The organism is Streptomyces sp. NPDC059832 (assembly GCF_042731715.1).
In the GTDB taxonomy this organism is placed as follows: domain Bacteria; phylum Actinomycetota; class Actinomycetes; order Streptomycetales; family Streptomycetaceae; genus Streptomyces.
In genome coordinates, this window is sequence record NZ_JBHWIY010000044.1 from 19,812 (window position 1) to 46,218 (window position 26,407).

Consider the following 26,407-nt stretch of genomic DNA (forward strand, 5'->3'; position numbering starts at 1 on the left):
GTACGGCCGACTCAGATGTCGAGGAAGCGGACGTCCTTGGCGTTGCGCTGGATGAACGAGCGCCGCGCCTCGACGTCCTCGCCCATCAGCACCGAGAAGAGGTCGTCGGCCTGCGCCGCGTCGTCCAGAGTGACCTGGCCGAGGACCCGGTGGTCGACGTCCATCGTGGTGACGCGCAGCTCCTCGGCGTTCATCTCGCCGAGACCCTTGAAGCGCTGGATCGAGTCTTCCTTGATCCGCTTGCCGTTCTGCTTGCCCAGCTCGACCAGGGCGTCGCGCTCCCGGTCCGAGTACGCGTACTCGAAGTCGTCCCGGCCCCACTTGATCTTGTAGAGCGGCGGGCGGGAGAGATACACGTGCCCGGCCTCGACCAGCGGACGCATGAAGCGGAAGAGGAACGTCAGCAGCAGGGTGTTGATGTGCTGACCGTCGACATCGGCGTCCGCCATCAGGATGATCTTGTGATAGCGGAGCTTCTCGATGTCGAAGTCCTCGTGGACCCCGGTACCGAAGGCCGAGATCAGCGCCTGGACCTCGGTGTTCTGCAGGATCTTGTCGACCCGGGCCTTCTCGACGTTCAGGATCTTGCCGCGGATCGGCAGGATCGCCTGGTACATCGGGTTGCGGCCGGACTTCGCCGAACCACCGGCGGAGTCACCCTCGACGATGAAGATCTCGCACTTCGTCGGGTCGTTGGACTGGCAGTCGGACAGCTTGCCCGGCAGCGAGGCGCTCTCCAGGAGCCCCTTACGACGGGTCAGGTCACGCGCCTTGCGGGCCGCGACACGGGCCGTGGCCGCCGCGATGCCCTTGCGGATGATGTCGGCCGCCTCGTTCGGATTGCGGTCGAACCAGTCCGTGAGCTGCTCGTGGACGACCTTCTGGACGAAGGTCTTCGCCTCCGTGTTGCCCAGCTTGGTCTTCGTCTGGCCCTCGAACTGCGGCTCGCCCAGCTTCACCGAGATGATCGCCGTCAGACCCTCGCGGATGTCGTCACCCGTGAGGTTGTCGTCCTTCTCGCGCAGCAGCTTCTTCTCGCGCGCGTACTTGTTGACCAGCGTGGTCAGCGCGGCGCGGAAGCCTTCCTCGTGCGTACCGCCCTCATGCGTGTGGATCGTGTTCGCGAAGGAGTAGACCCCCTCGCTGTACTGCGTGTTCCACTGCATCGCGATCTCGGCCGAGAGGAGACGCTCCTTGTCCTCGGCCTCGATGTCGATCACCGACTGGTGAATGACATCGCCCTTGCGGGAGTTGAGGTACTTCACGAAGTCGACGATGCCGCCCTCGTAGTGGTACGTGACCGTACGGGCCTGCTCCGCCTCGGCGGCCTCGGCCACCTCGGCGACCTCCGCACCCAGCGTCGCCTTCGCCGACTCGCGCTCGTCGGTGAGCTTGATCGTCAGGCCCTTGTTGAGGAACGCCATCTCCTGGAAACGGCGCGACAGGGTCTCGAAGGAGTACTCGGTCGTCTCGAAGATGTCCCCGTCGGCCCAGAAGGTGACGGACGTCCCCGACTCGTCGGTGGCCTCGTTACGGGCCAGCGGGGCGGTGGGGACACCGAGCTTGTACTCCTGCGTCCAGCGGTAACCGTCCCGCCTGACCTCGACCGCGACCCGCGACGACAGCGCGTTCACCACGGAGACACCGACACCGTGCAGACCGCCGGAGACGGCATAACCGCCACCGCCGAACTTACCGCCGGCATGCAGCACCGTCAGCACGACCTCGACCGCGGGCTTCTTCTCCGACGGCACGATGTCGACCGGGATACCGCGGCCGTTGTCGATCACGCGGACCCCGCCGTCGGCGAGGACCGTGACGTCGATCGTGTCCGCGTGCCCGGCCATCGCCTCGTCGACCGAGTTGTCCACGACCTCTTGCACGAGGTGGTGGAGGCCGCGCTCACCGGTCGAACCGATGTACATGCCAGGTCGCTTGCGGACCGCGTCCAAGCCCTCGAGGACGGTGATCGCGCTGGCGTCGTACGAGGCGGTGACCTCGCCGGTGCCCACGGCCTCGCCCGCGGCGACAGCCTCGGCGCTCTCACCGGGTGTGGACGGAATGTTCTCGTTGGGGTTGCCGGAATCGGCCACGAAGCGCCCTTTCTGGCACAGCACAGGCCGTTCTCCGGGCAAACGGGAGCGGCTGCGTCGTTCGGCTTGTATCGACGACTCCCGCAAGGATGCGGGATTGTTCACCAGTCTACCGGTAGCGCTGACATGAATGGGGGTTTGCCGGTACCTGAGTACGCATGTGCCGCCCTGAATGAGCGGCTGACGACTCCCCATATTCAGGAAGGGCCCTCAGGAGGCTCACGCGGGCCTTGAGCGCTTCGGCCTGTCAAGCTCCCGCTACCGTGAGGGACGCCCCATTCTCACCGCATGGTTTCAACCACCACATACCCGTACAACACGGACCCGACGGGCAGTGCCCCGCACGGACAGCCCAACACCGCGGCAGAGCCGCATCCGAACCGGGAACGGGGCCCGCACAGGGCCCGGAAGAGACAGAAGAGCAGCGCGACAACGGCCCTGCAACAGCTCCGAAACAGAGAAAAGCCCAGGTCAGCCGTAGGTATCGCCCGGACCGGTGCTCCCCGGCGCCCGCAGCGGACCGAACCTGCGCTGCGGACCGCTGGGCCCCAGCACCTTGATCAACCGCACCGTGCCCTGCCCCAGATCCGCGTTCAGCCGGGCCACCAGCTGAGGCGCCAGCAACCGCAGCTGCGTCGCCCACGCCGTCGAGTCGCACTGCACCGTCAGCACCCGCTCGTCCGGATCCTCGTCGTACCGCAGCGGCACACAATGATTGGCCAGATCTTCACCGACGATCTGCGGCCAGCGCCCCATCACCCCGCCCACCGCCGCGGGCGTCTCCCAGCCGCGCTCGGTGATCAGACGGTTGATCGCGGAGCCCAGCGGCAACGGATCACGCCCATCGGCCCGCGCGCCCGAACGCAGCCCGCCACCCCGCCTGGCCTGCTTCTTCTGCTGCGCGGCAGCACCACGCGCGCGCGCCTGCTCCTTGGCCGCGCGCAACGCCACCCGCGCCAGATCGACGCCCGAGGGCTCTGGAGCCTTCCCCCCGCCGGAACGCTCCCGCGACGGCTCCCCGAGCCCCTCGCCACGGCCGCTCACAGCCGCTCCACCTCACCCGCGGACACCGCGTACCGCGTCCCCGCCAGCACACCCGGAACATCGTCGTCCACCGCAGCCGTCACCAGCACCTGCTCACCCGGAGCCACCAGCTCCGCCAGCCGCTCACGGCGCCGCGCGTCCAGTTCCGCGAAGACGTCGTCCAGCACCAGCACCGGCTCATTGCCCTCGCTGCGCAGCAGATCGTACGAAGCCAGCCGCAGCGCCAACGCGTACGACCACGACTCACCATGGCTCGCGTACCCCTTGGCCGGCATCCCCCGCAGCCCCAGCAGCAGATCGTCACGGTGCGGACCGACCAGAGTCACCCCCCGCTCGATCTCCTGCTTGCGGACATCCACCAGGGCGGCGATCAGCTGCTCGTACAGCTCCTCACGGGTACGGGCGGACTCCACACCCGCCCCGACCGAGCTGCGGTACTCCAACGCCACCGGGCCACCGCCCGGCGCGACATCCCCGTACGCCTTGTCCGCCAGCGGCTGCAAGGTCGCGATCAGATCCAGCCGCTGCGCCAGCAGCTCCGCACCCACCCGGCCCAGATGCTGGTCCCACACGTCGAGCGTGGACAGATCCATCGACCTGCCGCCGTGCCGCCGCGCCATCGCCGCCGACTTCAGCAGCGTGTTGCGCTGCTTCAGCACCCGCTCGTAGTCCGAACGCACACCCGCCATCCGCGGCGAACGAGCCGTGATCAACTCGTCGAGGAAGCGCCGACGCTCCCCGGGATCGCCCTTGACCAGCGCCAGATCCTCCGGCGCGAACAGCACCGTACGTACTATCCCCAGCACGTCACGCGGCCTGACCTGCGACGATCTATTGATACGGGCCCGGTTGGCCTTGCCGGGATTGAGCTCCAGCTCGATCAGCTGCGAACGCTCTCCCTGCGTCACGGCGGCACGGACGACAGCCCGGTCCGCGCCCATCCGAACCAGCGGCGCATCGGAGGAGACCCGGTGGCTGCCGAGCGTCGCGAGATAGCCGACCGCCTCCACCAGATTCGTCTTGCCCTGGCCGTTGGCCCCCACGAAAGCGGTGACGCCCGGGTCGAGAGGTACCTCGACCCGGGCGTACGAGCGGAAGTCGGCCAGCGAGAGATGCGTGACATGCATGGGTGTACGCCGACCTTCCCGGCTTCCTGCTCCGTGCTTCGTGGGGCGGACCGGACGTATGGGTCCGGCCCGCCTCCCGTTGCGGTTACTTCTTGTTCTCGACCGCGTGGCCACCGAACTGGTTGCGCAGCGCGGCGATCATCTTCATCTGCGGGGAGTCGTCCTGGCGCGAGGCGAAACGCGCGAAGAGCGACGCGGTGATCGCGGGCAGCGGCACCGCGTTGTCGATCGCGGCCTCCACCGTCCACCGGCCCTCACCGGAGTCGGCGGCGTAGCCGCGGAGCTTGTCGAGGTGCTCGTCGTCGTCCAGCGCGTTGACCGCCAGGTCGAGCAGCCAGGAACGGATGACCGTGCCCTCCTGCCAGGAGCGGAAGACCTCGCGCACATCGGTGACGGAGTCGACCTTCTCCAGGAGCTCCCAGCCCTCGGCGTAGGCCTGCATCATGGCGTACTCGATGCCGTTGTGGACCATCTTCGCGAAGTGGCCGGCGCCGACCTTGCCCGCGTGCACCGAACCGAAGTCGCCCTCGGGCTTCAGCGCGTCGAAGACCGGCTGGACCTTCGCCACGTTCTCGGCGTCGCCGCCGTACATCAGCGCGTAGCCGTTCTCCAGGCCCCAGACGCCGCCGGAGACTCCGCAGTCCACGAAGCCGATGCCCTTGATGCCCAGCTCGACCGCGTGCTTCTCGTCATCGGTCCAGCGGGAGTTCCCGCCGTCCACGACGATGTCGCCGGGCGAGAGGAGACCGGCGAGCTCGTCGATCGTGGCCTGGGTCGGGGCGCCGGCCGGAACCATCACCCAGATGACCCGGGGACCCTTCAGCTTGCCCACAAGCTCTTCGAGGCTGTGGACATCGGAGACGTCCGGATTGCGGTCGTAACCGATGACGGTGTGGCCTGCGCGGCGGATGCGCTCGCGCATGTTGCCGCCCATCTTGCCGAGGCCGACGAGACCGAGCTCCATCAGAGATTCCTTAAGCGTTGTGCCGATTCGTACCCAAGGACGAGCCTACGCCCGGCCGGGGACGGACCGACGGGCATGCTCGGAGCCGAGCGTGCCCGTCGGGATCCGCCATGACAGGACCTGCGACCGGACCGATCACCGGACCTGCGACCGGGTCAGCCGGAGAGGCGGACCGGCATGATCAGGTACTTGTACGCGTCGTCGGCCTCGGCATCCACGGCCGGGCGGCCGCTGAGCAGCGCGGGTTTGGTGGACGTCGTGAACGAGAGCTGGGCGACCGGGGAGTCGATCGCGCTCAGCCCGTCCAGCAGGAAGGTCGGGTTGAAGGCGATCGAGATGTCGTCGCCCTCCAGTACCGCGTCGACCCGCTCCACAGCCTGTGCGTCGTCGCTGGAACCCGCCTCCAGGATCAGCACGCCCTGCTCGAAGCTGAGCCGCACCGGGGTGTTCCGCTCGGCGACGAGAGCCACACGCTTGACGGCCTCGACGAACGGCGCCGTCTCGATGACCGCGACCGAGTTGAACTCCGTGGGGAAGAGCGTGCGGTACTTCGGCAGATCACCTTCGAGCAGCCGCGTGGTCGTCCGCCGGCCCGCGCCCTCGAAACCGATCAGCCCTTCACCGGCACCCGAGCCGGACAGCGCCAGGGTCACCGTGTCACCGCTGGTCAGGGCCTTGGCGGTGTCCAGCAGCGTCTTGGCGGGCACCAGGGCGACGGCCGAGGCGTCCGGGTTCTCCGGCTTCCAGAGGAACTCGCGGACCGCGAAGCGGTAGCGGTCGGTCGAGGCCAGGGTGACGGTGTCGCCCTCGATCTCGATCCGCACACCGGTCAGCACCGGCAGCGTGTCGTCACGGCCTGCGGCGATGGCGACCTGGGCGGCGGCCGAGGCGAAGACCTCGCCGGGGACCGTGCCCGTCGCGGTCGGCATCTCGGGAAGCGCCGGGTACTCCTCCACAGGAAGGGTGTGGAGGGTGAATCGCGAGGAGCCGCAGACCACGGTCGCCCGCACACCGTCTGTGGAAATCTCCACCGGGCGGTTGGGAAGGGCGCGGCAGATGTCGGCGAGCAGCCGGCCGGAGACCAGCACCGTGCCGTCCTCCTCGACCTCGGCGTCCACCGAGACCCGGGCCGAGACCTCGTAGTCGAAGCTGGAGAAGCTGAGGGCCCCGTCCTCAGCCTTCAGCAGAAGGCCCGCAAGAACGGGCGCCGGCGGACGGGCCGGGAGGCTACGGGCCACCCAGGCCACAGCCTCCGCGAGTACATCGCGCTCCACCCGGATCTTCACCGGAACCGCCTCCTGCTGTTGCTCGCTCGCCCTGCTGGCCTTCGTCGTCTGATCGGGTCTCCCGCCGACGAGGCAGGAAGGACGCCGGGGACCAGTCTGACGTACGGCACCGACACTCGGTGCTGCTCGGGGTCAAGTCGCGACAAGAGCTTCGGAGCGCTCCGGCCCCGAGTTGTGCACAGGCCCCACTTCGAAGCGGATTCCGGGCTAACTCTATGTGGCAGTAGTAGTAGGGCCTGTGGAAACCGTGGATAACGTCGTTTCCGCAGGTCAAGTCCGGTTTTTTGTCCACCGACCCTGTGGGTGGCACCGGTGGACAACACGGCGCTTCTGTGGACACAGGAAAGTTCTGCACACCCGATGCACAGGACAGGGGGGTTTCTCCCCAGGGCTGTCCCCAGCTTTACCCAGGTTCCCCACAGCCCAACCGACCCTCTTGGTGTGACGCCTTTCACTCGGCGCGGTGAAAGGCGGTGCCGCGTTGCCGAACAGTGGACAGGGGTGTGGAGAAGCAGCAGGAAGCTGGGGACAACACGGCTCGACCTGTGGGCCGCCAGTGGACAACATCATCCGCCTCCTGTGGACGAATATTTTGTCCACAGGCTGTGGATCATTGTTGACCACAAATCCCCAGGCCCTTGACCTGGCCTGATGGAGTATCGGCAGTCGGCCCTGTGGAAGCAATATGGACAACTTCCGGATCCCCAGGCTGTGGAAGGGGAAAACTCACCAGATCTGTGGAGAACGGACGGCTGGCGGCAGGTATTCGAACACCGTGGTGGCGTCGGAGCGTTGGCCGTGGGGTCCGGGGCGGGCGATGGGAGGTCCCCAGGCGGCGTTCGGACGGCATCCGGACCGTCTCCAGGGGCCTTTGAGCGGCCTCCGCGGCGCCTCCGGACGGTCTCCGAGTGCCTTCCGGCGACTTCCGGGCGGTTCCGGCGCGGTCTCCGGGCGGCTTCCAGGACGGCTTCCGGCGGCTATCAGGACGGCCTCCGGGCGGTTTCCAGGCAACGAAAAGGGCGCCCGAGGAACCCTGTGAGGGCTCTTCGGGCGCCCTTGAGGCGCGTACGGGAGCAGCTGTCGAGGTGCGTGGCGACCCGGGTGCCGACCGGCGTCGGCGCCGGTCGGCGGTCCGTCAGCCGTTCTTGATGCGGTTGGTGAGCTCGGTGACCTGGTTGTAGATGGAGCGCCGTTCCGCCATCAGTGCGCGGATCTTCCGGTCGGCGTGCATCACCGTCGTATGGTCGCGGCCGCCGAACTGCGCACCGATCTTGGGCAGTGAGAGATCGGTGAGCTCCCGGCAGAGGTACATGGCGATCTGGCGGGCCGTCACCAGCACGCGGCTGCGCGAGGTTCCGCAGAGATCGTCCACCGTGAGGCCGAAGTAGTCCGCGGTCGAGGCCATGATGGCCGTCGCCGTGATCTCCGGAGCCGAGTCCTCGCCACCCGGGATCAGGTCCTTCAGCACGTGCTCGGTCAGCCCGAGGTCCACCGGCTGACGGTTGAGACTGGCGAAGGCCGTGACCCGGATCAGCGCCCCCTCCAGTTCCCTGATGTTCCGGGAGATACGGGAGGCGATGAACTCCAGCACCTCCGGCGGGGCATTGAGCTGCTCCTGCACCGCCTTCTTGCGGAGGATCGCGATCCGCGTCTCCAGCTCCGGCGGCTGCACGTCGGTGGTCAGACCCCACTCGAAACGGTTCCGCAACCGGTCCTCCAGGGTCACCAGCTGCTTGGGCGGCCGGTCGGAGGACAGCACGATCTGCTTGTTGGCGTTGTGGAGCGTATTGAAGGTGTGGAAGAACTCCTCCTGCGTCGACTCCTTGCTCGCCAGGAACTGGATGTCGTCGACGAGCAGGATGTCCACATCCCGATAGCGCTTGCGGAAGGTGTCGCCCTTGCCGTCGCGGATCGAGTTGATGAACTCGTTGGTGAACTCCTCGGAGCTCACGTACCGCACCCGGGTGCCCGGGTAGAGGCTGCGGGCGTAGTGACCGATCGCATGCAGCAGGTGGGTCTTGCCGAGCCCGGACTCCCCGTAGATGAAGAGCGGGTTGTACGCCTTGGCGGGGGCTTCGGCGACCGCGACCGCCGCGGCGTGCGCGAACCGGTTGGACGCGCCGATGACGAAGGTGTCGAAGAGGTACTTCGGATTCAGCCGGGCCGCCGGTTCGCCGGGGCCGGGCGTGGGAGCGGGCTGCGAGCCCATCGGTCCGGAGGCGCCGCCGGGCCGTCCGGTGCCGGCGCCGCCCTGCCGGTGCTGCGGCTGGGGCTCCTGCATGTCGTGGTGGTCGGGGCGCTGCTGCTCGTAACCCTGGCGCTCGGGCGGCTGCGGACGGTAGTCGTGCTGCGGCTGCTGGGGGCGGCCGCCGGCGTACGGCTCGCGCCACTGGTCCGCGGGAGCCTCGCGGTCCTGGAATCCGCCGAGCCGGGGCTGCTGCCAGGAGAGGTCCTCCTGGGTGCGCGGCCACGCGCCGGGGTCGGGACGCTGCTGCTGGTAGTCGGGGTAGGCCGGCCGGGCGGTCGGCATGCCGTCGTCGGAGGGCCGGTGCCCGTATCCGTCGTACGCGTCGTTGTGCTGCCGCTCGTCGTGCTGAGGTCCCTGGTAGCGGTGCTGCTGGGGCTGCTGGGACTGGTGCATCGGAGGCGCGGGCGGGCTCGGAGGCTCGCCCGCGGAGTCGTCGACGGTGATCGCGATGCGGATCGGGCGGCCGCATTCGCGGCTCAGCGTCTCGCTGATGAGCGGCGCGAGCCGTCCTTCGAGGACGCGCTTGCCCCATTCATTGGGGACGGCGAGCAGCGCGGTGTCCGCGACCAGGGCGAGCGGCTGGCAGCGCTCGATCCACTGTTTGTCCTTCGGCTCGATGCCCTGTTGGCCCTCCCCGAGGAGATGCTCCAGTACTCGTGGCCACACTGCGGCAAGATCGGCAGGTACGTCAGCCACAAGGCACGCTCTCTCGCTGGTCCCACGAATGTGTGGTTCTCGGGACGGGATGGGTGGGGACCGGCAGGCAGGAAGAAAAGACCGGAACTCAGCCACGGTAGTCAGGGCGACCCGCGAGGTTCAAGTTGTTGTCCACAGCCTGTGCACAGTGGGGGGTGTTGCGGAGCCGGTTTGACCGGATGGCGTAGCCGCGCGTACCGTGACCAGGTCGAGTTGTCGATGGCTGCTGCCGCCTGCCTCCGATGGGCAAAGATCACGATCTGTGATTGTGAAGCGGTGCACTAGAGCGTTTACGCGAGTCTCTCGTGGGCGCACGGTGACAGCCAGGCGATGTCCCGCCAACACACGAGTCATTTCTGGAGCCCCCTAGTGAGCAAGCGCACCTTCCAGCCGAACAACCGTCGTCGCGCGAAGACCCACGGCTTCCGGCTGCGTATGCGCACCCGTGCCGGCCGCGCGATTCTCGCGTCCCGCCGTGGCAAGGGTCGCGCCAACCTGTCCGCCTGATCGCTTACAGGTCATGACGTGCTGCCTACCGAGAATCGGCTGAGGCGGCGCGAGGACTTCGCGACCGCAGTACGTCGAGGACGCCGGGCCGGCCGCCCGCTACTCGTCGTTCATCTACGCAGCGGTGCAACGGACCCGCACGTGACTGGGGAGAATGCTCCCCCGCCGCGTGCGGGTTTCGTTGTCAGCAAAGCCGTGGGTGGAGCGGTTGTACGCACAGCGGTGAAGCGGAAGCTTCGCCACCTGGTCCGAGAACGGCTTGCCCTGCTGCCCCCCGGTAGCCTGGTTGTCGTACGAGCGTTGCCCGGAGCGGGCGACGCCGACCATGAACAGCTGGCCCGAGACCTGGACGCCGCTCTGCAGCGGCTGCTGGGAGGGGGCGCGCGATGAAGTACCCGCTGCTGGCTCTTATCAAGCTGTATCAGTGGACGATCAGCCCACTACTCGGGCCTGTCTGCCGTTACTACCCGTCGTGTTCCCACTATGGATATACGGCGATCGACCGGCACGGAGCGATCAAGGGAACCGCGCTGACGGCCTGGCGCATCCTGCGGTGCAATCCGTGGTCACCCGGTGGCGTGGACCATGTTCCACCACGCAAACGTCCGCGTTGGCATGAACTCCTGCGTAATGCCATGCGCGGTGGCAAGGGCGGGGACTCCGCCGCTGATGCGTCTGTCCGGGGATCGGCTTCCGAAGCCCCGAGTCAGGCCGCAGAGACTTCGCCCAATGCTCAAGGAGCCTGATTAGTGGACACGATTGCCAGTCTGTTCAGCTTTATCACCTGGCCCGTCTCATGGGTCATCGTCCAGTTCCACAAGTTGTACGGGGCGATCTTCGGCGACGACACGGGCTGGGCCTGGGGCCTGTCCATCGTGTCCCTGGTGGTGCTGATCCGGATCTGCCTGATCCCGCTTTTCGTGAAGCAGATCAAGTCGACCCGCAACATGCAGGTGCTCCAGCCGAAGATGAAGGCGATCCAGGAGCGCTACAAGAGCGACAAGCAGCGTCAGTCCGAAGAGATGATGAAGCTGTACAAGGAGACGGGTACCAACCCGCTCTCCTCGTGCCTTCCCATCCTGGCGCAGTCACCGTTCTTCTTCGCCCTGTATCACGTGCTGTCGGCCATCGCCTCGAACAAGAAGATCGGTGTCATCGACCAGTCGCTGCTCGACAGCGCCCGTCAGGCACACATCTTCGGTGCTCCGCTCGCCGCCAAGTTCATGAACAGCTCGTCGGAGGTCAGCGCTCTCGGCGCCTCTCTGACCGATGTCCGGGTCGTCACCGCGGTCATGATCGTGATGATGTCGGCGTCCCAGTTCTTCACCCAGCGCCAGCTGATGACGAAGAACGTCGACCTGACGGTCAAGACGCCGTACATGCAGCAGCAGAAGATGCTGATGTACATCTTCCCGCTGATCTTCGCCGGCATGGGCATCAACTTCCCCGTCGGTGTCCTCGTCTACTGGCTGACCACCAACGTCTGGACCATGGGTCAGCAGATGTACGTGATCAACCAGAACCCGACCCCGGGCAGCAAGGCGCAGGACCAGTACCTGGGACGTCTGCTGAAGAGCGTCACCGCTCATGGTGAGGTTCGCGGCAGGACCAGGCGCAACACCGTCAAGCGGATCGTGGCCAAGGGCCCGGACCGCAATGACATCGAGCGGAAGTTCGTCACCGGGCTGGCCAAGCTGGGCCTCGTCGCCCAGGAGGACGGCACGGTGACCAAGGGCGAGACCGCTGTCTCCGAGGCCGAGGGCGGTGCCGCGCAGCGGCGTCAGCAGCCCAAGCGCCAGACCAAGTCCCAGCGTCAGACCGGTGCCACGCAGGCAGGGGCCAAGGACGCCGATTCGACCGAGTCGGGTTCCAAGACCTCCCTGCAGAAGCGGGACGCATCGCAGGACGAGAAGTCCAAGCCGGCGGGCAAGCCCGCGTCCGGCTCCTCACGCCAAGCCAAGTCCGGACAGCGCAAGGGTCCGCAGCGGCCCAAGCACCCGTCCAAGAAGTAAGAAGGAGTCCATCCGTGACGGAAGGCACCACCTCCACGGCCGCTGAGGGCAGCGACACCTTGACCCGCCTTGAGCAGGAGGGCGAGATCGCAGCGGACTACCTCGAGGGTCTGCTCGACATCGCCGACCTGGACGGCGACATCGACATGGATGTCGAGGCGGACCGGGCCGCGGTCTCGATCATCAGCGACTCGGCACGTGATCTGCAGAAGCTCGTGGGCCGCGACGGTGAGGTGCTGGAGGCGCTCCAGGAGCTGACGCGGCTCGCTGTTCACCGGGAGACCGGAGACCGCAGCCGACTGATGCTGGACATCGCGGGCTTCCGGGCCAAGAAGCGGGCGGAGCTCGCCGAGCTGGGTGCCAAGGCCGCGGATGAGGTCAAGAGCACCGGTGAGCCGGTGAAGCTGGACCCGATGACGCCGTTCGAGCGCAAGGTTGTTCACGACGCGGTCGCGGCCGCCGGTCTGCGCAGCGAGTCCGAGGGCGAGGAGCCGGAGCGCTTCGTCGTCGTCCTCCCGGCCTGACCGGACCCTAGTTCTGTCGGCCCCGTCTGTTCGCAGGCGGGGCCGATCTTTGTCAGCCTGATAGTCAGCCACCCACAGTGCGGTAGTGCGGTATGGAAGGACGGTCCCCGTGACGGCGGAAGTAGAGCTTCCCCAGGCGCCCCAAGGAGCGCGGGCGGTTTTCGGCGAGTTCTTCCCGGAGGCCGTCCGGTACGCGGAGCTGCTGGCGGATGCCGGGGTGAAGCGGGGGCTGATCGGCCCGCGTGAGGTCCCGCGGCTGTGGGAGCGCCATCTGCTGAACTGTGCGGTGCTCTCCGAGGTCGTGCCCGAGGGAGTCACGGTCTGCGATGTGGGGTCGGGTGCGGGTCTTCCCGGTATTCCGCTGGCGCTGGTGCGCCCGGATCTCAAGATCACCTTGCTGGAGCCACTGCTCCGACGCACCAATTTCCTTCAGGAAGTCGTGGAGCTGCTGGGTCTGGACCATGTGACGGTCGTGCGTGGCCGGGCCGAGGAGGTTCTGGGCTCGCTTCAGCCGGTGCATGTGGTGACGGCTCGTGCTGTGGCGCCGCTGGACCGGCTGGCCGGTTGGGGCGTTCCGCTGCTGCGTCCGTACGGAGAGATGCTGGCGCTCAAGGGGGACACCGCCGAGGAGGAGATCGTCGGGGCTCGTGCGGCGCTGAGCAAGCTCGGTGTGGTGGAGACCGAGGTGCTGCATGTCGGGGAGGGCGTTGTCGATCCGATGTCCACAGTGGTGCGTGTGGTGGTCGGTGAGAGTCCGGGCGGTGTGAGGTTCGCCGCAAAGAGGGCCAAGGCCGCCAGGACGAGTCGTACGAGGCGCCGTCGCTGACGTCTCCGGTTGCGCCGCGGGGTCGAGTGCTACGTGCGGTTCATGCCGTCTGCCGGTTGTGCTTCCGGTATGTAGCCGTACGTCCCCATGCGGAGTGTCGTGCCCCTGTAGCTAGGCTGCAGGGGCATCGTGTTTCACGTGAAACGTCGCTCTCTGCTGCATGGAATCATCAGCCGCGGTCGCGTGGCTGCCGCGCCGCGGCATCGCAGGCCCGTTAGGGCTACGGAGTTGTCCACAGAAGTGGATTCATCCACAGAAGAGCGGGCCTCGCTGGTTCACGGCCCCGAAAGCATGGCAGGCTCTGTTCATTGCGAGCCTGAAGTCGAGGAGAGTGAATCCTTGCGGTCCGACGCCAACATCGCGGGACCGATGACCGATCCGGTCCCCGGTCCCCGAACCGAATCGGCGGGGGAGGGTGTTTCACGTGAAACACCGCCGCCGATGGACGACACACCTATCGGTCGCGCGGCCCAGCTGGCGGTTGAGGCCATCGGCCGCGCCGGCGAGGGCCTGCCCCGTCCTGACCGGACACGGGTCATGGTGGTGGCCAATCAGAAGGGCGGTGTGGGCAAGACGACCACGACGGTCAATCTTGCTGCCTCGCTCGCGCTTCACGGCGCACGTGTTCTGGTGGTCGACCTCGACCCGCAGGGGAACGCCTCTACGGCTCTGGGTATCGATCACCATGCCGAAGTCCCCTCCATCTATGACGTCCTGGTGGAGAGCAGGCCGCTCTCCGAGGTGGTTCAGCCCGTACCGGACGTCGAAGGTCTCTTCTGCGCCCCCGCCACCATCGATCTCGCCGGTGCGGAGATCGAGCTGGTGTCGCTGGTGGCGCGGGAGAGTCGACTGCAGCGAGCGATCCAGGCGTATGAGCAGCCGTTGGACTACATCCTCATCGACTGCCCGCCTTCACTCGGCCTGCTGACGGTCAATGCGCTGGTCGCCGGCGCCGAGGTGCTGATCCCTATCCAGTGCGAGTACTACGCGCTGGAAGGGCTGGGGCAGCTGCTGCGCAATGTGGACCTGGTGCGGGGGCATCTCAACCCCGATCTTCATGTGTCGACGATCCTGCTCACCATGTACGACGGCAGGACCAGGCTCGCTTCGCAGGTTGCGGAGGAGGTGCGCAGCCACTTCGGCAAGGAGGTGCTGCGGACGAGCATTCCGCGATCGGTGCGGATTTCGGAGGCGCCCAGTTATGGGCAGACCGTGCTGACCTACGATCCGGGTTCCAGCGGGTCGCTGTCGTACCTCGAAGCGGCGCGTGAGATCGCCCTGCGGGGTGTCGGGATCCACTACGAGTCCCAGCACGCCCGGACGGGCAGCGGGAACAGCCAGCAGAGCATTTCGGAGGGGATTCAGTGAGTGAGCGTCGAAGAGGGTTGGGGCGTGGGCTGGGTGCCCTGATCCCCGCCGCTCCGCAGGAGAAGCAGGTGCCGTCCTCAGGGGTGGGATCGACCTCTGTCGGGGCGGGTCCTGTGATGACGGCGGAGCGGGGGGTGGCTGCGGCAAAGGTGGCCGCGCTCGGGGGTGCTCCAGTGGTGCCGGAGCCGAGTGCACCGGTTTCGGAGTCCGGAGCGGCCGCCGAATCGGTGGGACCTGCCGGGGCGTACTTTGCCGAGGTTCTTCTCGGCTCCATCACGCCGAATCCCCGCCAGCCCCGTGAGGTGTTCGACGAGGACGCACTCGCGGAGTTGGTGACCTCCATCAAGGAGGTGGGCCTTCTCCAGCCTGTTGTCGTGCGGAAGGTGGGGCCGGAGCGCTATGAGCTCATCATGGGCGAGCGGCGCTGGAGGGCCTGCCGGGAGGCGGGTCTGGAGCGGATCCCGGCTATCGTCCGGGCCACGGATGACGAGAAGCTTCTCCTGGACGCACTCCTGGAGAACCTTCACCGGGCTCAGCTGAACCCGTTGGAGGAGGCAGCCGCGTACGACCAGCTGCTCAAGGACTTCAAGTGCACGCATGACCAGCTGGCCGACCGGATCGGGCGTTCTCGGCCGCAGGTGTCGAACACGCTGCGACTGCTGAGGCTGTCAGCTCCGGTGCAGCGGAGGGTGGCGGCCGGGGTGCTGTCCGCCGGTCATGCGCGGGCGCTGCTGTCCGTGGACGACTCGGAGGAGCAGGACAGGCTGGCTCATCGCATCGTGGCCGAGGGGCTTTCGGTGCGTGCGGTCGAGGAGATCGTGACCCTCATGGGTTCCAGCCCCACGAGCCCCGCCAAGTCCAAGGGGCCGCGGGCCGGTGGTCGGGTGTCGCCCGCACTGTCGGACCTCGCCACCCGGCTCTCGGACCGCTTCGAGACCAGGGTGAAGGTCGACCTCGGTCAGAAGAAGGGGAAGATCGTCGTCGAGTTCGCGTCGATGGAGGATCTGGACCGCATTCTCGGCAGCCTGGCACCGGGCGAGGGGCGCGTGCTGGATCGGGCCCCCTCCGAGGATTCCGCAGAGGACGACGAGGGCTGACCCTGCTGACGGGGTTGTGGGGCGGGCTGTATTCCGGGGGTTACCGGAACACAGCCCGCCCTTTGCTTTCTCTCGGTGTCGGCTTCATCCCTGGGTGGATACGATGCGTTCTGGTATGGCACATCCGGCTTGGGCCACCTCGGTAGGGAGGGCCATGCGATCAGTGAGCCGCAGCCGACTGATGACAGTGGGGCTGGGCCTGGGGGCTGTCGGAGGGTTCGTCGGCAGCCTGCTCCTCGAACGGAGTGCACTGACTGTCGCACGCGATGAGGCGGGCGAAGGAAGCGAGGAACAGCCTTCATGGGGCGTCGGCTCGTACCGCTCACACTGGACAACCTTTCCGATCTCCCCGGACGCTGCCGCTCGTGTGTCTTCTGGGAGCTTGATCCGGTCAGCGGGGAAGCTGCGGTAAAGGCGGGAACACCCGAGCTGGAGAAGGAGGCCTGGATCTCGGCCGTTCTCCTGGAGTGGGGGTCGTGCGGCCGCGTTGTCTATGTCGATGATGTGCCGGTGGGCTTCGTTCTCTATGCGCCGCCGGCCTATGTCCCGCGTTCGACCGCGTTTCCCACCAGCCCTGTCTCCCCCGATGCCGTGCAGTTGATGACTGCCTGGATCGTGCCGGGCTACCAGGGGCAGGGACTGGGCCGGGTCATGGTGCAGGCCGTTGCCAAGGACCTGCTGCGCCGGGGGTTCAAGGCGATCGAGGCTTTCGGCGATGCTCGGTGGAAGGAGCCTGCCTGTGTGCTTCCCGCGGATCATCTGCTGGCAGTCGGCTTCAAGACCGTACGGCCGCATCCCGTCCATCCGAGGCTGAGGCTGGAACTGCGTACGACGCTGTCCTGGAAGGAAGACGTCGAGCTGGCACTGGACCGGTTGCTCGGTGCAGTGCAGAAGGAGCCGGCGTTGAGGCCGCTGTGATTCGAGAGCCCATGACAACGTGAAACGGGTCCATCCCCCGAGGGATGGACCCGTTTCACGTGAAACAGCGAGTTGCGGTCCTACTCGCCGAGGAAGCCTTCGAGGTCACGGAGGATCGCGGCCTTCGGCTTGGCGCCGACGATGGTCTTCGCGACCTCGCCGCCCTGGTAGACGTTCAGGGTCGGGATGGACATGACGCCATACTTGGCGGCCGTGGCCGGGTTCTCGTCGATGTTGAGCTTGACGATCTCGATCTGGTCGCCGTGCTCGGCGGCGATGGCCTCCAGGGAGGGGGCGATCTGACGGCACGGGCCGCACCAGGCTGCCCAGAAGTCCACCAGCACAGGCTTGTCGCTCTTCAGGACGACCTCGTCGAAGGAGTCGTCGGTCACGTTCTTCAGGGCGCCGGCCACGGCGGCCTCCTTAACTTCTTGGGGTGTGTGGGGTGAGAGTCGTGAGTCAGGCGGTGACCGCAGCGGCCTTCTCGTCGTCGGCGAGCGCGGCGAGGAAGCGCTCGGCGTCGAGTGCGGCCGAGCAGCCGGTGCCGGCAGCGGTAATGGCCTGCCGGTAGGTGTGGTCGACGACGTCACCGGCGCCGAAGACACCGGTCAGGTTGGTACGCGTGGAGGGAGCAGCGACCTTGAGGTAGCCCTCGTCGTCGAGGTCGAGCTGGCCCTTGAAGAGCTCGGTGCGCGGGTCGTGGCCCACCGCGATGAACAGGCCGGTCACCGCGAGCTCCGACGTCTCGCCGGTCTTGGTGTTCCGAAGGGTCAGGCCGGACAGCTTCTGTTCGCCGTGCACTCCGGCAACCTCGCTGTCCCAGGCGAACTTGATCTTCGGGTCTGCGAAGGCGCGCTCCTGCATCGCCTTGGAGGCGCGCAGCGTGTCGCGACGGTGGACGATGGTGACCGACTTGGCGAAGCGGGAGAGGAAGGTCGCCTCCTCCATCGCGGTGTCGCCGCCGCCGACCACAGCGATGTCCTGGTCCTTGAAGAAGAAGCCGTCACAGGTGGCGCACCAGGAGACGCCGCGTCCGGAGAGGGCGTCCTCGTTGGGCAGGCCGAGCTTGCGGTGCTGGGAGCCGGTCGTCACGATGACGGCCTTGGCACGGTGCACCGTGCCGGCCGTGTCGGTGACGGTCTTGATGTCTCCGGTGAGGTCCACGGAGACGACATCGTCGGGGACGAGCTCGGCACCGAAGCGTTCGGCCTGGGCGCGCATGTTGTCCATGAGCTCCGGGCCCATGATCCCGTCCTGGAAGCCCGGGAAGTTCTCCACGTCGGTGGTGTTCATCAGCGCACCACCGGCGGTGACGGCGCCCTCGAACACCAGCGGCTTCAGCGAGGCGCGTGCGGTGTAAAGGGCGGCCGTGTAGCCTGCGGGGCCGGAGCCGATGATGATCACATTACGGACGTCGCTCACGGGTTTCTTCCTCGTCTCTGCAGACTGCCTACTGTCCACGCCTACTGGGGTCGGTTCAACGACTCTCACCCCACCCAACGGATCCTACGGGGGATGCATTCCCCGCTGTGCCGGGGCGGCGTCCGACGCGATTCTCAGGGGCGTGCGTAGGTGCGGGTCAGCAGGAGTTCCCCCTTGCCCGCGGGCTTCTCATGGACGCAGGACGCGTCGATGACGTACGCCTGTACGCGGGTCGCGTCGGATGGGTGCGGCAGCACGACGAGGAAGGCATCCGTGCCTTCGTAGGTGCCTTCTTCCACCGCGAGGGCTGCGGCGTTGCGCCCGGTGCCCTGCTCCACACAGGGCGGGACGGGCACGGTGGGTGCGCGCAATGGTGTCTGGGGCGACCCCGACCCGGCCGAGGTGCTTTTGGGCGTCGATTGCGACTCGGCGGAAGGCGCCTGCTTCTCAGCCCCCACACCATCCGCCGACCTGGACGGCTTCGTGCTGGTACTGAGAAGGAGCGATTGCACCTGGTCTTCGAGTGTGGGCTCCGAGAAGTCTCCTCTGCCGTTGCCCTCGGAGCTGGACCCGCGGTCTGCCGCTTTGAGGCTCGCGGAATCCTGGGACGGCTGGACGCTCTGCAGCAGGAAGACGCTCACGCCGACCACGGCCGCACCCAGAGCGGTCCCGAGTACGGCTGTGCGGCGGCGGCGCCGGACCGGTCGACGGCCGGGGCCGGTGGTCGACCGAGGACGCCCTGCGGGACGGTCCGAGGGGCTGGGCTCTGTATTCGGCTTCTGTGCTGTCGGCGCTTCTGTTTCACGTGAAACATGCGCGGAGCCCTGTGAAACAGGCGCCGATTCATGTGGGGCCGTGGTGCCGGTAGCCGCTTCGGCGGCGAGTGCGGCATCGATGCGGTCCACGACGTCGTCCGGCATGTGCTGTGGCATGGGTACGGTGCCGAGCAGCTCGCGGATCTCCGTGAGGGAGGCATGGACCTCACCGCAGAGTTCGCAGCCATCCATGTGGCCGCGCACCTCTGCCGCACGTGACGGTGGGAGCAGCCCCTCCGCCAGGTCGGAGATCTCCGTGACGTCCGGGTGCTGGGCCGTGTCGGTCGTTGATGTCATGTGCGCCCACCTCCGCCCTTCACTGCAGCGGGATCGCTTGTGCCCGCATCTCTCGGCCCCGATGCCGGTGGGACGGATGTACGCGGCGTCCGGTTCCTTTTCGTGGCCGTCCCGTCGGCTTCTGCGACCTCGCTGCGGAGGTGGGTGAGCAGCGGAGCCAGCCGGGCCCGCCCTCGCGCACAGCGGCTTTTCACGGTGCCTGTCGGTACGTCGAGGATGCGTGCCGCCTCGGCCACGGGGTAACCCTGCATGTCCACGAGGACGAGCGCGGCCCGTTGCTCGGCGGGGAGAGTGACGAGTGCGGCCAGAAGCTCGCGGTGCAGGTCCTGGCGCTCCGCCGGTGCCTCCGCGGATTCGTGCGGTTCGAGGAGTTGCTCGAACCGTTCGGTGTCGTCGACCGGCGCGGTCCTGCGGGTGGCCGCCTTGCGGACCCGGTCGAGGCAGGCGTTGACGGTGATGCGGTGCAGCCAGGTGGTGACGGCGGACTGGCCGCGGAAGGTGTGGGCGGCCCGGAAGGCGGAGACAAGGGCGTCCTGGACGGCGTCCGCGGCTTCCTCGCGGTCACCCAGGGTCCGTATCGCGACGGCCCACAGCCGGTCGCGGTGGCGCCGTACCAGCTCGCCGAAGGCGTCCGGTTCGCCGGCCACATGGCGAGCGAGGAGGTCTGAGTCGCTGAGTGGTTCCGACGGCTCGGCGGCCACCTCCCCCTCCCTCCCTTTCGCTGCGTCAAGGTGCGTCTGTCTATCACGATTCGAGCGTGCGGGGGCAGGGGGCGAAAGCGGCACTGTCCGATGCGGGAACGAGAGCTTCAGGCACGGAAGCGCGGGAGGCCGGTGGGGGCGCCCCCACCGGCCTCTCCGTCACTTGAGTACGGAGATCTCCGAGATGCCGCCCCGGTAGCCACCTGTTCCGTCCGACGGCAGTTCGGTGAGATGGATCAGGACGTAGCGGGTCCGTACCGGCTTGGAGAAGGTCTCCTTCAGATCGCTTCCCACCGTTCCGAGCTCTGTGAGGCGCTGTGGGAAGTCCGAGAGGGACGACGGGGCGGAGGCGCTCGGATCGGCCGCCAGTACCTCGGCCTTCTGTCCGCTGCGGTACATCTTGGCCGTGATGCCCGCGACGTCCTTGACGCTGCCCAGGTCGACGACTATGCCACTGCCGTCCCTGCGGTTGGGGTAGTTGCCGAAGTTCGCGTAGCCCCGATAGCGCGGGGTGACCCAGGCCGTGCTCGCATCGCCATCGACGGAGTTCGGCACCTCGTTCTGCTTGATCCCCGAACCGCTGGGCATGAACTCCGTCGCACCGGCGATGCGCAGCGGCTCGGTCGGCTGCCGAGGCTTGTTGTCGCTGTCCTCCGGGTCGGTCTGTGTGCTGTCCCCGGGGTCGGAGCCCTTGTTGCGGTCGAGGAGCGCCTCGGCGAGCTGCCAGCTGCCGAGGCCCAGCGCGGCAATGAGCAGCGCAGACACGGCCCACTTGAGGGCCTTGCCGGTGCGGCTCTGGAGCGGTGCCAGGGGCACGGCGATCGTGGGCGGCGCGGCGATGGGACCGGTCGGCGGACGCCCGTACGAACCCTGCTGGTAGGTCGTGCGCTGGTACTCGGGAGGCGCTGTGAAGGCGGGCTCCGGGGGACGGATGCGGGGCATCGCGGCAACGGCCTTGGCCAGCTCGTCCGGCGTGGTGCACGGTTGCTCCTGCCGGGAGGCAGTGGCGCCGTCGTTGGCGAGCGCGCGCATGGCGAGCTCGGAAAGGCCGCGGTGGACGCCGGCCCGCACCTGGTCGGGAGCGATCAGCCCCACTCCCTTGGGCAGCCCGGCCAGGCCGTACGCGTCGTTCTCGTAAGGCCAGCGCTGGGTCAGCGCGGCGTAGAGCAGGGCGCCGATCGCCTCGGTGTCCGCTCGCTGGGGACTGTCGGCGGTGATGCCCCGCAGGGCGGCGTTCACCGCGAGGCCGCGGATCCGGTACTGCCCCGTCGAGCTCCGCAGCACTGCCCCCGGGGTGAGCCTCAGATGTGCGAGGCCTTCCCGGTGTGCTGCGGCCATGGCCTGGGAGACCTGGCTGACGAGCTGGTACGCGTCGTGCGCGTCCATCGGCCCCGAGGCCAGCAGGGAGGTGAGCTCGGTGGCGTCGGGGAGCCATTCGTGGACGACGTAGACGAGGTCGTCCTCCTCCACCGCGTCGAGCACCTGCACGAAGCGTGGGTCGCCGAGCAGTGCGGAGGACCGGGCTGCGGCCAGCACGGAGCGGGCACGCGGGTGGTCGGCCGGGAGCAGGTGGACGCCCACCGCGCGGCGAAGTTTCTCGTCGACGGCGCGCCAGCTGCTGAAGCCGTCCAGACGGGTGACGCATTCCTCGAGCCGGTAGCGTCCGGCAAGTTTGTGCCCGCTGTGCAGATCGGGGCTCGGCAGGGTGGCCTCGGAACCGATGTGTTCACCATCCGTGTCCTGTGGCTTCGTGCCTTTGGTGTCCTGAGCTTCTGCCGTCCCGTCGGTCGTGGCCTCGTCCGCCTTGGCGGCCAGCGGTTCATCACCGCTGTTGTCGGCCACGTCGACGGCAGCCGTGCTACGTTCCGCCACCGTCGTTCCTGCCTCCCCATCCGTTGCGCGATGCCAGCCAGCTCTGCACAGTCACGCCAATTGTGCCCACACTCCGGCGCTATGCACGACACGCAAGGGGCGGTGATGGTTGTGCGGCCGTTGTTCCTCAGCGACCGAGCCGCCCTCGGACCATGCCGACCATGCCGTTGATCTCCTCGATCCGCATCCGCTTGGCGGCGACGAAAAAGACCCCCAGCAGAACGGCTCCACCACAGATCAGAGCGGTGAGCGAACCGAAGGCGCCTTCGCCGAGGCCCAGGAGAACGGCGAAGCCCACGCCGCCGCCGAGCACCGCCGCCGGGATCGCGGCCAGGCACAGCCGGGCGTAGGTGCGTACGACATGGGCACCGTCCAGATCTCCGCCCAGGCGGTTGCGCAGCCGCCGCCAGGCGATGCCCACGCCGACGGCGTAGGCGAGCCCGTACGAGGCGGCCATGCCCACCACTGCCCAGCGGGCGGGCAGAACCACGTAGCAGAGGGCCGAGGCCGCCGCGTTGACCGCGGCGACGATGACCGTGTTGTAGAAGGGCGTGCGGGTGTCCTCGTAGGCGTAGAAGCCGCGCAGTACGACGTACTGCACGGAGTACGGGATCAGGCCGAGACCGAAGGCCATGAGGATGAAGCCCATGGAGCGGGCGGCCTCGGTGCCTGCGGAGGCGTACAGGAGGGTGCACATCGGCAGGCCGAGTGCGAGGAAGGCGAAGGCCACCGGCACGATCGCGACGGCCGAGTTCCGCAGCCCCTGGGAGATGTCGTCGCGGACGGCCCCCGGGTCGTCGTCGTGGGCGGCGCGGGAGATGCGGGGCAGCAGGGCCGCCATGACGGAGACGGTGATGATCGCCTGCGGCATGCCCCAGATGAGCTGGGCATTGGAGTAGGCGAGGAAGCCGGTGCCGTCCTTGCCGGACAGCTTGCCCGCCGAGGTCGCGAGCTGGGTGACGACGATCACACCCGCCTGGTTGGCCAGCACGAACAGGACGGTCCACTTGGCCAGCTTGATCGTCTTGCCGAGCCCGTGTCCCTTCCAGTCGAAGCGCGGGCGGAAGCGGAAACCGGCCTCGCGCAGGTACGGGATCATGGCCAGGGCCTGTACGACCAGCCCGAGCAGCGTGCCGATGCCCAGGAGCCGGACGCCCTCCGGGGGAATGGTCTGGACGCCCATCTGGGACTCGGCGGATGTTCCGTAGACCCAGATGAACATGCCGAACGTGAAGATCATGACGATGTTGTTGAGGACCGGGGTCCACATCATCGCGCCGAACTTGCCGCGGGCGTTGAGGATCTGGCCCATCACGACGTGCACGCCCATGAAGAAGATGGTCGGCAGGCAGTACCGGGCGAAGGTCACGGCGACGCTGTTGGCCGCCGCGTCCTCGGCGATCGTCGGCGACATCATGTGGATCAGCCATGGAGCGGCGAAGACCGCGAGCGCGACGATCACGCCGAGCGCGACCATGACGAGAGTCAGCAGCCGGTTGGCGTAGGCCTCGCCGCCGTCCTCGTCGTCCTTCATGGACCGGACGAGCTGGGGTACGAAGACCGAGTTCAGGCCGCCGCCCACGGTGAGGATGTAGATCATCGTGGGCAGGGTGTAGGCGATGGTGAAGCTGTCGCCGAGCAGTGCGGCACCGAGCGCGGCGGTGATCACGAGGCTGCGGACGAATCCGGTGAGGCGGGACACGAGCGTGCCGGCCGCCATCAGTGCGCTGGACTTCAGTATTCCGGAGGCCCGGCCGCCGGATTTGGGCGGAGCGGGTGCCGGGGCCGGCTCGGGCTCCGGAGGGACGGGGGCGGCTCCTGCCGGGCCCTCCTGGTCCCGGAAGAGGTGCGCGAAGGCATCCGGCTGCTCGTCGTCCCGGGAAGCCTGGCTGACGAGGTCGTCCACCCCGACGAACTGGGTGGTCGCCGGATTGTCGCCGTACGGCAGGTGCCGCGACGGGCCACCGGGCTCGGGAGGCGGGGTCTGCGCCCAGATGCGCGGATCGGGCGGGTACTGGGCCGCGGCCGGCTGCTGGTAGAGCGGCTGGGGCTGCTGGTACGTGCCCGGCGGCGGCGGCGGGTGCGCGGCCCGGTCGTACAGCGCCTCGGTCACCGGGTCCTGAACCGACAGATCCTGGGCGCGGTAGGGATCGCGGTCGTAGGCGTCCTGCAGGTACGGATCGGGCGTCGGCGGAACCTGGCCAGGCCCCGGAGGCATCGGGGGCCCGCCGGAAGACCCGGCTCCGCCCGCACCCTGACCGCGGTCACCGTCGTACGGCGCGTTCATCGAAACCCCACCTCATCGTCCCCGGCCGACCGGCCACGACAGACATCGCTCAACGTTCCACTTTCTCACCCGAGCCCGACGGCTCCCCGCTTTCCGGACCGGTGTCCGGAGTCGGGTCACTCGGCTGCCCGGGTTCGCCGCCGTCGTCCCCGGTCGCGCCGCCCGCGTTGGCGCGCTTGCGATGGGTGTACATCCTGATGCCCGCGAGGACCAGGAGCAGCAGCCCGCCGGCGATGACCAGCAGCACGGTCGGGGTGAGCTCGGAGACCTTCACGGTGAAGGTCATCTCTCCGCCGTACGGCGTGCCGTCCTCCGTGTAGAGCTGCGCCGTCATCTGCACCTGGCCGTTGACGTTGGCCGCCGCGTCGAACTTCACGGACTGGCTGTGGCCGGCGCCGATCCGGATCGGCTGCTCCGCCACGGCCCCGCCGTCGTTGAGCTTGAGGCGTGTCGCGTTCTCCGACTTCAGCCGGAGGACGAGATGGTCCACGCCCTGCAACAGCCTGTTCTGCACGGTCACCGGAATCGTGGCGCTGCGGCCGGACAGGGTGACGTCCGACTTCGAGATGAGCTGGACCTCGTTGGTGAGGTCCTGCAGATAGGTGCGGACCGAGTCCCGGTACTGCTGGGCCTCCAGCGGCCTGCCGCGCCACGACGTCGACATGGACCGGTTGAGCGCGTTGCCGAAGGGGGTCACCACCCGCTCGGGCTGGGTGAGGATGACCTGGAAGTTGTTCAGCGAGGCCTGGGTGGACTTGATGTCCTGGAAGGCCTGGGTGGGCAGCTCCTGGCTGCGGAGCTTCCTCGGGTACTGGGAGGCCCGGGGGACGCTGGTCGTCGCGTCCGCGTCGGGCTTCGCACCGGCCGCTTCCACCAGCCCGAGGGGCTGTGTCCAGCGCTCGTCGTCGAGTCCGTGCAGGGCGCGGGCCATCGACTGGGCCTGGGCCACGGTGGGCATCCGCTGCGGTGCGACGACGATGCTGCGCTCCGCGTCCGTGTCCTGTTCGGTCAGAGCGAGAGTCAGAGCGAGGAACTTCTGCACGGCGAGGGTGGAGTTCCCCGCCTTCGACATATCGCCCTGGAAGGCCGTGGAGAGCCGGGCATCGGCGACCACCGCGGTGGTGCCGCCGCCGATCGGCCGGGCAGCGGTCGGCGTGTACAGCAGACCGCCGGTCTCCTGGAGGCTGTCGCTGCGGGCGATCACCTTGTGGGCCCCGGCCGAGGTGGCGACATCGACGACCGACGGGTCGATGGCCCCGTCGACGGGCCACGCGAAGTCGGTCGACGGCTTCACATGGAGGATGGTCTGTACCGTCGTCCCGGCCACCTCGGTGGCGGTCTGCAGATGGCTGAGGGTGCCGGAGACGTTCTTGCCGCGGTGTGCGATGGACGCCAGATCAGGATCGGCGAACGGCAGTGCGACGACCTTCCCGTCCGACACCGCGGCCTCGAGCGAGGTGAGCCACTGCTTGGCAACGGCCTGGTTCGTCCCGGCGACGGTGGTGTCGCCGGACTTGACGCGGTAGTTCCCCGTCATCGCGTCGACACTGGCCAGCAGATCCGGGTCGATCACCCAGGTCACCGGCAGTTCGCTGCCCAGCGAGACAAGCTGTTCGAGCCGTCCGCCCGGAGCCAGCTCGGCGGCCAGGTTGTCGTCCGCGAACACGGGCGTCTGCTGATCGTCGGTGCCGGTTTCGGCTGTCACATGGGCCGATGCGATGAGCGGCCAGAGATAGGTGACCTTCGTCCTGGAGTCACGCTCCTCTTCCTGCCAGGGCAGGAAGGTGCGCTCGATCCCCAGCACCTGGGGGTACGGGACCCTGGAGGTCTGCCCCGACAGCGAGACACCGAGCTGGTAGACGCCGTCGTCGCCGAGCCCCAGCTTGCCGACCGGGACGGACAGCGTGAAGTCCTGGCTGATTCCGGAAGGGAGTTTCGCGACCTTCACGGTGTACTTGTCGCCGAGCGGGGCGGGGTCGCTGCCGAGCACGTACCCGGTGCGTCTGGCGGCGGTGTCGATCTCCGTCCTGCTGCGGAGCTTCGGGCCCACCCGAAGGTCGACCGTGGCCCCCGTGATCGTGTCCTTGCCCCTGTTGGTCAGAGTGCCGGAGACGGTCAGGGTGTCCCCCTTGACCGGCGCACTCGGAGCCAGGGTGTTCAGGGACACGTCGACCGTTTCGGACCCGGTGGGGGCCTTGCCGGTCCCGCCGGCCTGCGCCGCGGGTGCGGTCGGGCCGGCCAGCAGAGCTGCGACGAGCGGCGCCCCGATGATCAGGGCGGCTGTGCGCCGCAGCCACCGGCGG

General features: G+C 68.0%; 23 protein-coding genes. 10 read left to right on the plus strand and 13 right to left on the minus strand.

Annotation, left to right across the window (positions count from 1 at the left end):
• Window positions 1–11: 11 nt before the first annotated feature.
• The 6 genes from gyrB to dnaA form a co-directional block, all read right to left on the minus strand.
• Window positions 12–2,117, minus strand: coding sequence for a DNA topoisomerase (ATP-hydrolyzing) subunit B (gyrB, locus tag ACFV8T_RS40395; protein WP_385337480.1), 2,106 nt, complete (start codon window positions 2,115–2,117; stop codon window positions 12–14).
• Between the two features lie 447 nt (window positions 2,118–2,564).
• The gene (locus tag ACFV8T_RS40400) at window positions 2,565–3,137 is read right to left on the minus strand and encodes a DUF721 domain-containing protein (protein WP_385337483.1); all 573 of its coding nucleotides are present in this window, start codon (window positions 3,135–3,137) and stop codon (window positions 2,565–2,567) included.
• Window positions 3,134–4,264, minus strand: coding sequence for a DNA replication/repair protein RecF (gene recF / locus ACFV8T_RS40405; protein WP_385337486.1), 1,131 nt, complete (start codon window positions 4,262–4,264; stop codon window positions 3,134–3,136). Before recF ends, ACFV8T_RS40400 begins: the two co-directional genes overlap by 4 nt.
• 85 nt (window positions 4,265–4,349) lie before the next feature.
• Window positions 4,350–5,228, minus strand: coding sequence for a phosphogluconate dehydrogenase (NAD(+)-dependent, decarboxylating) (gene gnd, locus ACFV8T_RS40410; RefSeq protein WP_093548106.1), 879 nt, complete (start codon window positions 5,226–5,228; stop codon window positions 4,350–4,352).
• 155 nt (window positions 5,229–5,383) lie between these two features.
• Window positions 5,384–6,514, minus strand: coding sequence for a DNA polymerase III subunit beta (gene dnaN, locus ACFV8T_RS40415; protein WP_072487582.1), 1,131 nt, complete (start codon window positions 6,512–6,514; stop codon window positions 5,384–5,386).
• A gap of 1,135 nt (window positions 6,515–7,649) precedes the next feature.
• Window positions 7,650–9,458: a chromosomal replication initiator protein DnaA gene (dnaA, locus tag ACFV8T_RS40420; RefSeq protein WP_385337490.1), complete on the minus strand. Its 1,809-nt coding sequence runs from the start codon at window positions 9,456–9,458 to the stop codon at window positions 7,650–7,652.
• Between the two features lie 369 nt (window positions 9,459–9,827).
• Between dnaA and rpmH the strand changes: the two genes are divergently transcribed.
• The 9 genes from rpmH to ACFV8T_RS40465 all read left to right on the plus strand — a co-directional run bounded on the left by rpmH (window position 9,828) and on the right by ACFV8T_RS40465 (window position 16,710).
• Window positions 9,828–9,965: a 50S ribosomal protein L34 gene (rpmH, locus tag ACFV8T_RS40425; protein ID WP_030930485.1), complete on the plus strand. Its 138-nt coding sequence runs from the start codon at window positions 9,828–9,830 to the stop codon at window positions 9,963–9,965.
• An 18-nt stretch (window positions 9,966–9,983) separates the two neighbouring features.
• Complete coding sequence (rnpA, locus tag ACFV8T_RS40430; protein ID WP_266416837.1) at window positions 9,984–10,355, plus strand: ribonuclease P protein component; 372 nt, start codon at window positions 9,984–9,986, stop codon at window positions 10,353–10,355.
• Window positions 10,352–10,711 (plus strand): membrane protein insertion efficiency factor YidD, encoded by a 360-nt coding sequence (gene yidD, locus ACFV8T_RS40435; RefSeq protein WP_266416835.1) that lies wholly within the window; start codon window positions 10,352–10,354, stop codon window positions 10,709–10,711. The genes rnpA and yidD overlap by 4 nt, the downstream gene beginning before the upstream one ends.
• A 3-nt stretch (window positions 10,712–10,714) precedes the next feature.
• Complete coding sequence (yidC, locus tag ACFV8T_RS40440; RefSeq protein ID WP_385337494.1) at window positions 10,715–11,977, plus strand: membrane protein insertase YidC; 1,263 nt, start codon at window positions 10,715–10,717, stop codon at window positions 11,975–11,977.
• Window positions 11,978–11,991: 14 nt separating this feature from the next.
• Complete coding sequence (locus ACFV8T_RS40445) at window positions 11,992–12,501, plus strand: R3H domain-containing nucleic acid-binding protein (RefSeq protein ID WP_124719874.1); 510 nt, start codon at window positions 11,992–11,994, stop codon at window positions 12,499–12,501.
• 109 nt (window positions 12,502–12,610) lie between these two features.
• Window positions 12,611–13,327 carry a 16S rRNA (guanine(527)-N(7))-methyltransferase RsmG gene (gene rsmG, locus ACFV8T_RS40450; protein WP_266416829.1) on the plus strand — a complete coding sequence of 239 codons (717 nt, stop codon included), beginning with the start codon at window positions 12,611–12,613 and terminating at the stop codon, window positions 13,325–13,327.
• 291 nt (window positions 13,328–13,618) lie between these two features.
• Window positions 13,619–14,695 carry a ParA family protein gene (locus tag ACFV8T_RS40455; RefSeq protein WP_385337528.1) on the plus strand — a complete coding sequence of 359 codons (1,077 nt, stop codon included), beginning with the start codon at window positions 13,619–13,621 and terminating at the stop codon, window positions 14,693–14,695.
• A complete protein-coding gene (locus ACFV8T_RS40460; RefSeq protein WP_385337497.1) occupies window positions 14,692–15,792 on the plus strand; it encodes a ParB/RepB/Spo0J family partition protein in 1,101 nt (366 codons plus the stop codon). The genes ACFV8T_RS40455 and ACFV8T_RS40460 overlap by 4 nt, the downstream gene beginning before the upstream one ends.
• A gap of 300 nt (window positions 15,793–16,092) precedes the next feature.
• The gene (locus ACFV8T_RS40465; RefSeq protein WP_385337500.1) at window positions 16,093–16,710 is read left to right on the plus strand and encodes a GNAT family N-acetyltransferase; all 618 of its coding nucleotides are present in this window, start codon (window positions 16,093–16,095) and stop codon (window positions 16,708–16,710) included.
• Between the two features lie 80 nt (window positions 16,711–16,790).
• Here the strand turns inward: ACFV8T_RS40465 and trxA are convergent, their stop codons facing one another.
• The 3 genes from trxA to ACFV8T_RS40480 all read right to left on the minus strand — a co-directional run bounded on the left by trxA (window position 16,791) and on the right by ACFV8T_RS40480 (window position 18,488).
• Window positions 16,791–17,123 carry a thioredoxin gene (gene trxA, locus ACFV8T_RS40470; protein ID WP_266416822.1) on the minus strand — a complete coding sequence of 111 codons (333 nt, stop codon included), beginning with the start codon at window positions 17,121–17,123 and terminating at the stop codon, window positions 16,791–16,793.
• Window positions 17,124–17,169: 46 nt separating this feature from the next.
• Window positions 17,170–18,132: a thioredoxin-disulfide reductase gene (gene trxB / locus ACFV8T_RS40475; protein ID WP_385337503.1), complete on the minus strand. Its 963-nt coding sequence runs from the start codon at window positions 18,130–18,132 to the stop codon at window positions 17,170–17,172.
• Between the two features lie 134 nt (window positions 18,133–18,266).
• Window positions 18,267–18,488, minus strand: coding sequence for a hypothetical protein (locus ACFV8T_RS40480; RefSeq protein ID WP_385337506.1), 222 nt, complete (start codon window positions 18,486–18,488; stop codon window positions 18,267–18,269).
• Between the two features lie 489 nt (window positions 18,489–18,977).
• On the opposite strand from ACFV8T_RS40480, the gene ACFV8T_RS40485 reads away from it, so the two are divergent.
• Entirely contained in the window at window positions 18,978–19,166 is a 189-nt protein-coding gene (locus ACFV8T_RS40485; protein WP_385337509.1) for a hypothetical protein, read from the plus strand.
• A 74-nt stretch (window positions 19,167–19,240) separates the two neighbouring features.
• On the opposite strand, the gene sigM is transcribed toward ACFV8T_RS40485, so the two are convergent.
• From sigM to ACFV8T_RS40505, 4 genes are all read right to left on the minus strand, one after another.
• On the minus strand, window positions 19,241–19,945 hold the full coding sequence (sigM, locus tag ACFV8T_RS40490; protein WP_385337512.1) for an RNA polymerase sigma factor SigM: 705 nt from the start codon (window positions 19,943–19,945) through the stop codon (window positions 19,241–19,243).
• A 159-nt stretch (window positions 19,946–20,104) separates the two neighbouring features.
• The gene (locus ACFV8T_RS40495; RefSeq protein ID WP_385337515.1) at window positions 20,105–21,817 is read right to left on the minus strand and encodes a protein kinase family protein; all 1,713 of its coding nucleotides are present in this window, start codon (window positions 21,815–21,817) and stop codon (window positions 20,105–20,107) included.
• A 127-nt stretch (window positions 21,818–21,944) separates the two neighbouring features.
• Window positions 21,945–24,104, minus strand: coding sequence for a murein biosynthesis integral membrane protein MurJ (murJ, locus tag ACFV8T_RS40500; protein ID WP_385337517.1), 2,160 nt, complete (start codon window positions 24,102–24,104; stop codon window positions 21,945–21,947).
• Between the two features lie 49 nt (window positions 24,105–24,153).
• The coding region (locus ACFV8T_RS40505) for a DUF6049 family protein (RefSeq protein ID WP_385337520.1) at window positions 24,154–26,407 on the minus strand (2,254 nt) is incomplete at its 5' end.

What these genes read in the sequence shown, in the direction of transcription:
- recF (WP_385337486.1), bottom strand. Translation starts at nt 4,264, where the DNA reads ATGCATGTCACGCATCTCTCGCTGGCCGACTTCCGCTCGTACGCCCGG.
- yidD (WP_266416835.1), top strand. Translation starts at nt 10,352, where the DNA reads ATGAAGTACCCGCTGCTGGCTCTTATCAAGCTGTATCAGTGGACGATC.
- gnd (WP_093548106.1), bottom strand. Translation starts at nt 5,228, where the DNA reads ATGGAGCTCGGTCTCGTCGGCCTCGGCAAGATGGGCGGCAACATGCGC.
- ACFV8T_RS40455 (WP_385337528.1), top strand. Translation starts at nt 13,619, where the DNA reads ATGGCAGGCTCTGTTCATTGCGAGCCTGAAGTCGAGGAGAGTGAATCC.
- ACFV8T_RS40465 (WP_385337500.1), top strand. Translation starts at nt 16,093, where the DNA reads ATGGGGCGTCGGCTCGTACCGCTCACACTGGACAACCTTTCCGATCTC.
- ACFV8T_RS40485 (WP_385337509.1), top strand. Translation starts at nt 18,978, where the DNA reads ATGTGGGGCCGTGGTGCCGGTAGCCGCTTCGGCGGCGAGTGCGGCATC.
- murJ (WP_385337517.1), bottom strand. Translation starts at nt 24,104, where the DNA reads ATGAACGCGCCGTACGACGGTGACCGCGGTCAGGGTGCGGGCGGAGCC.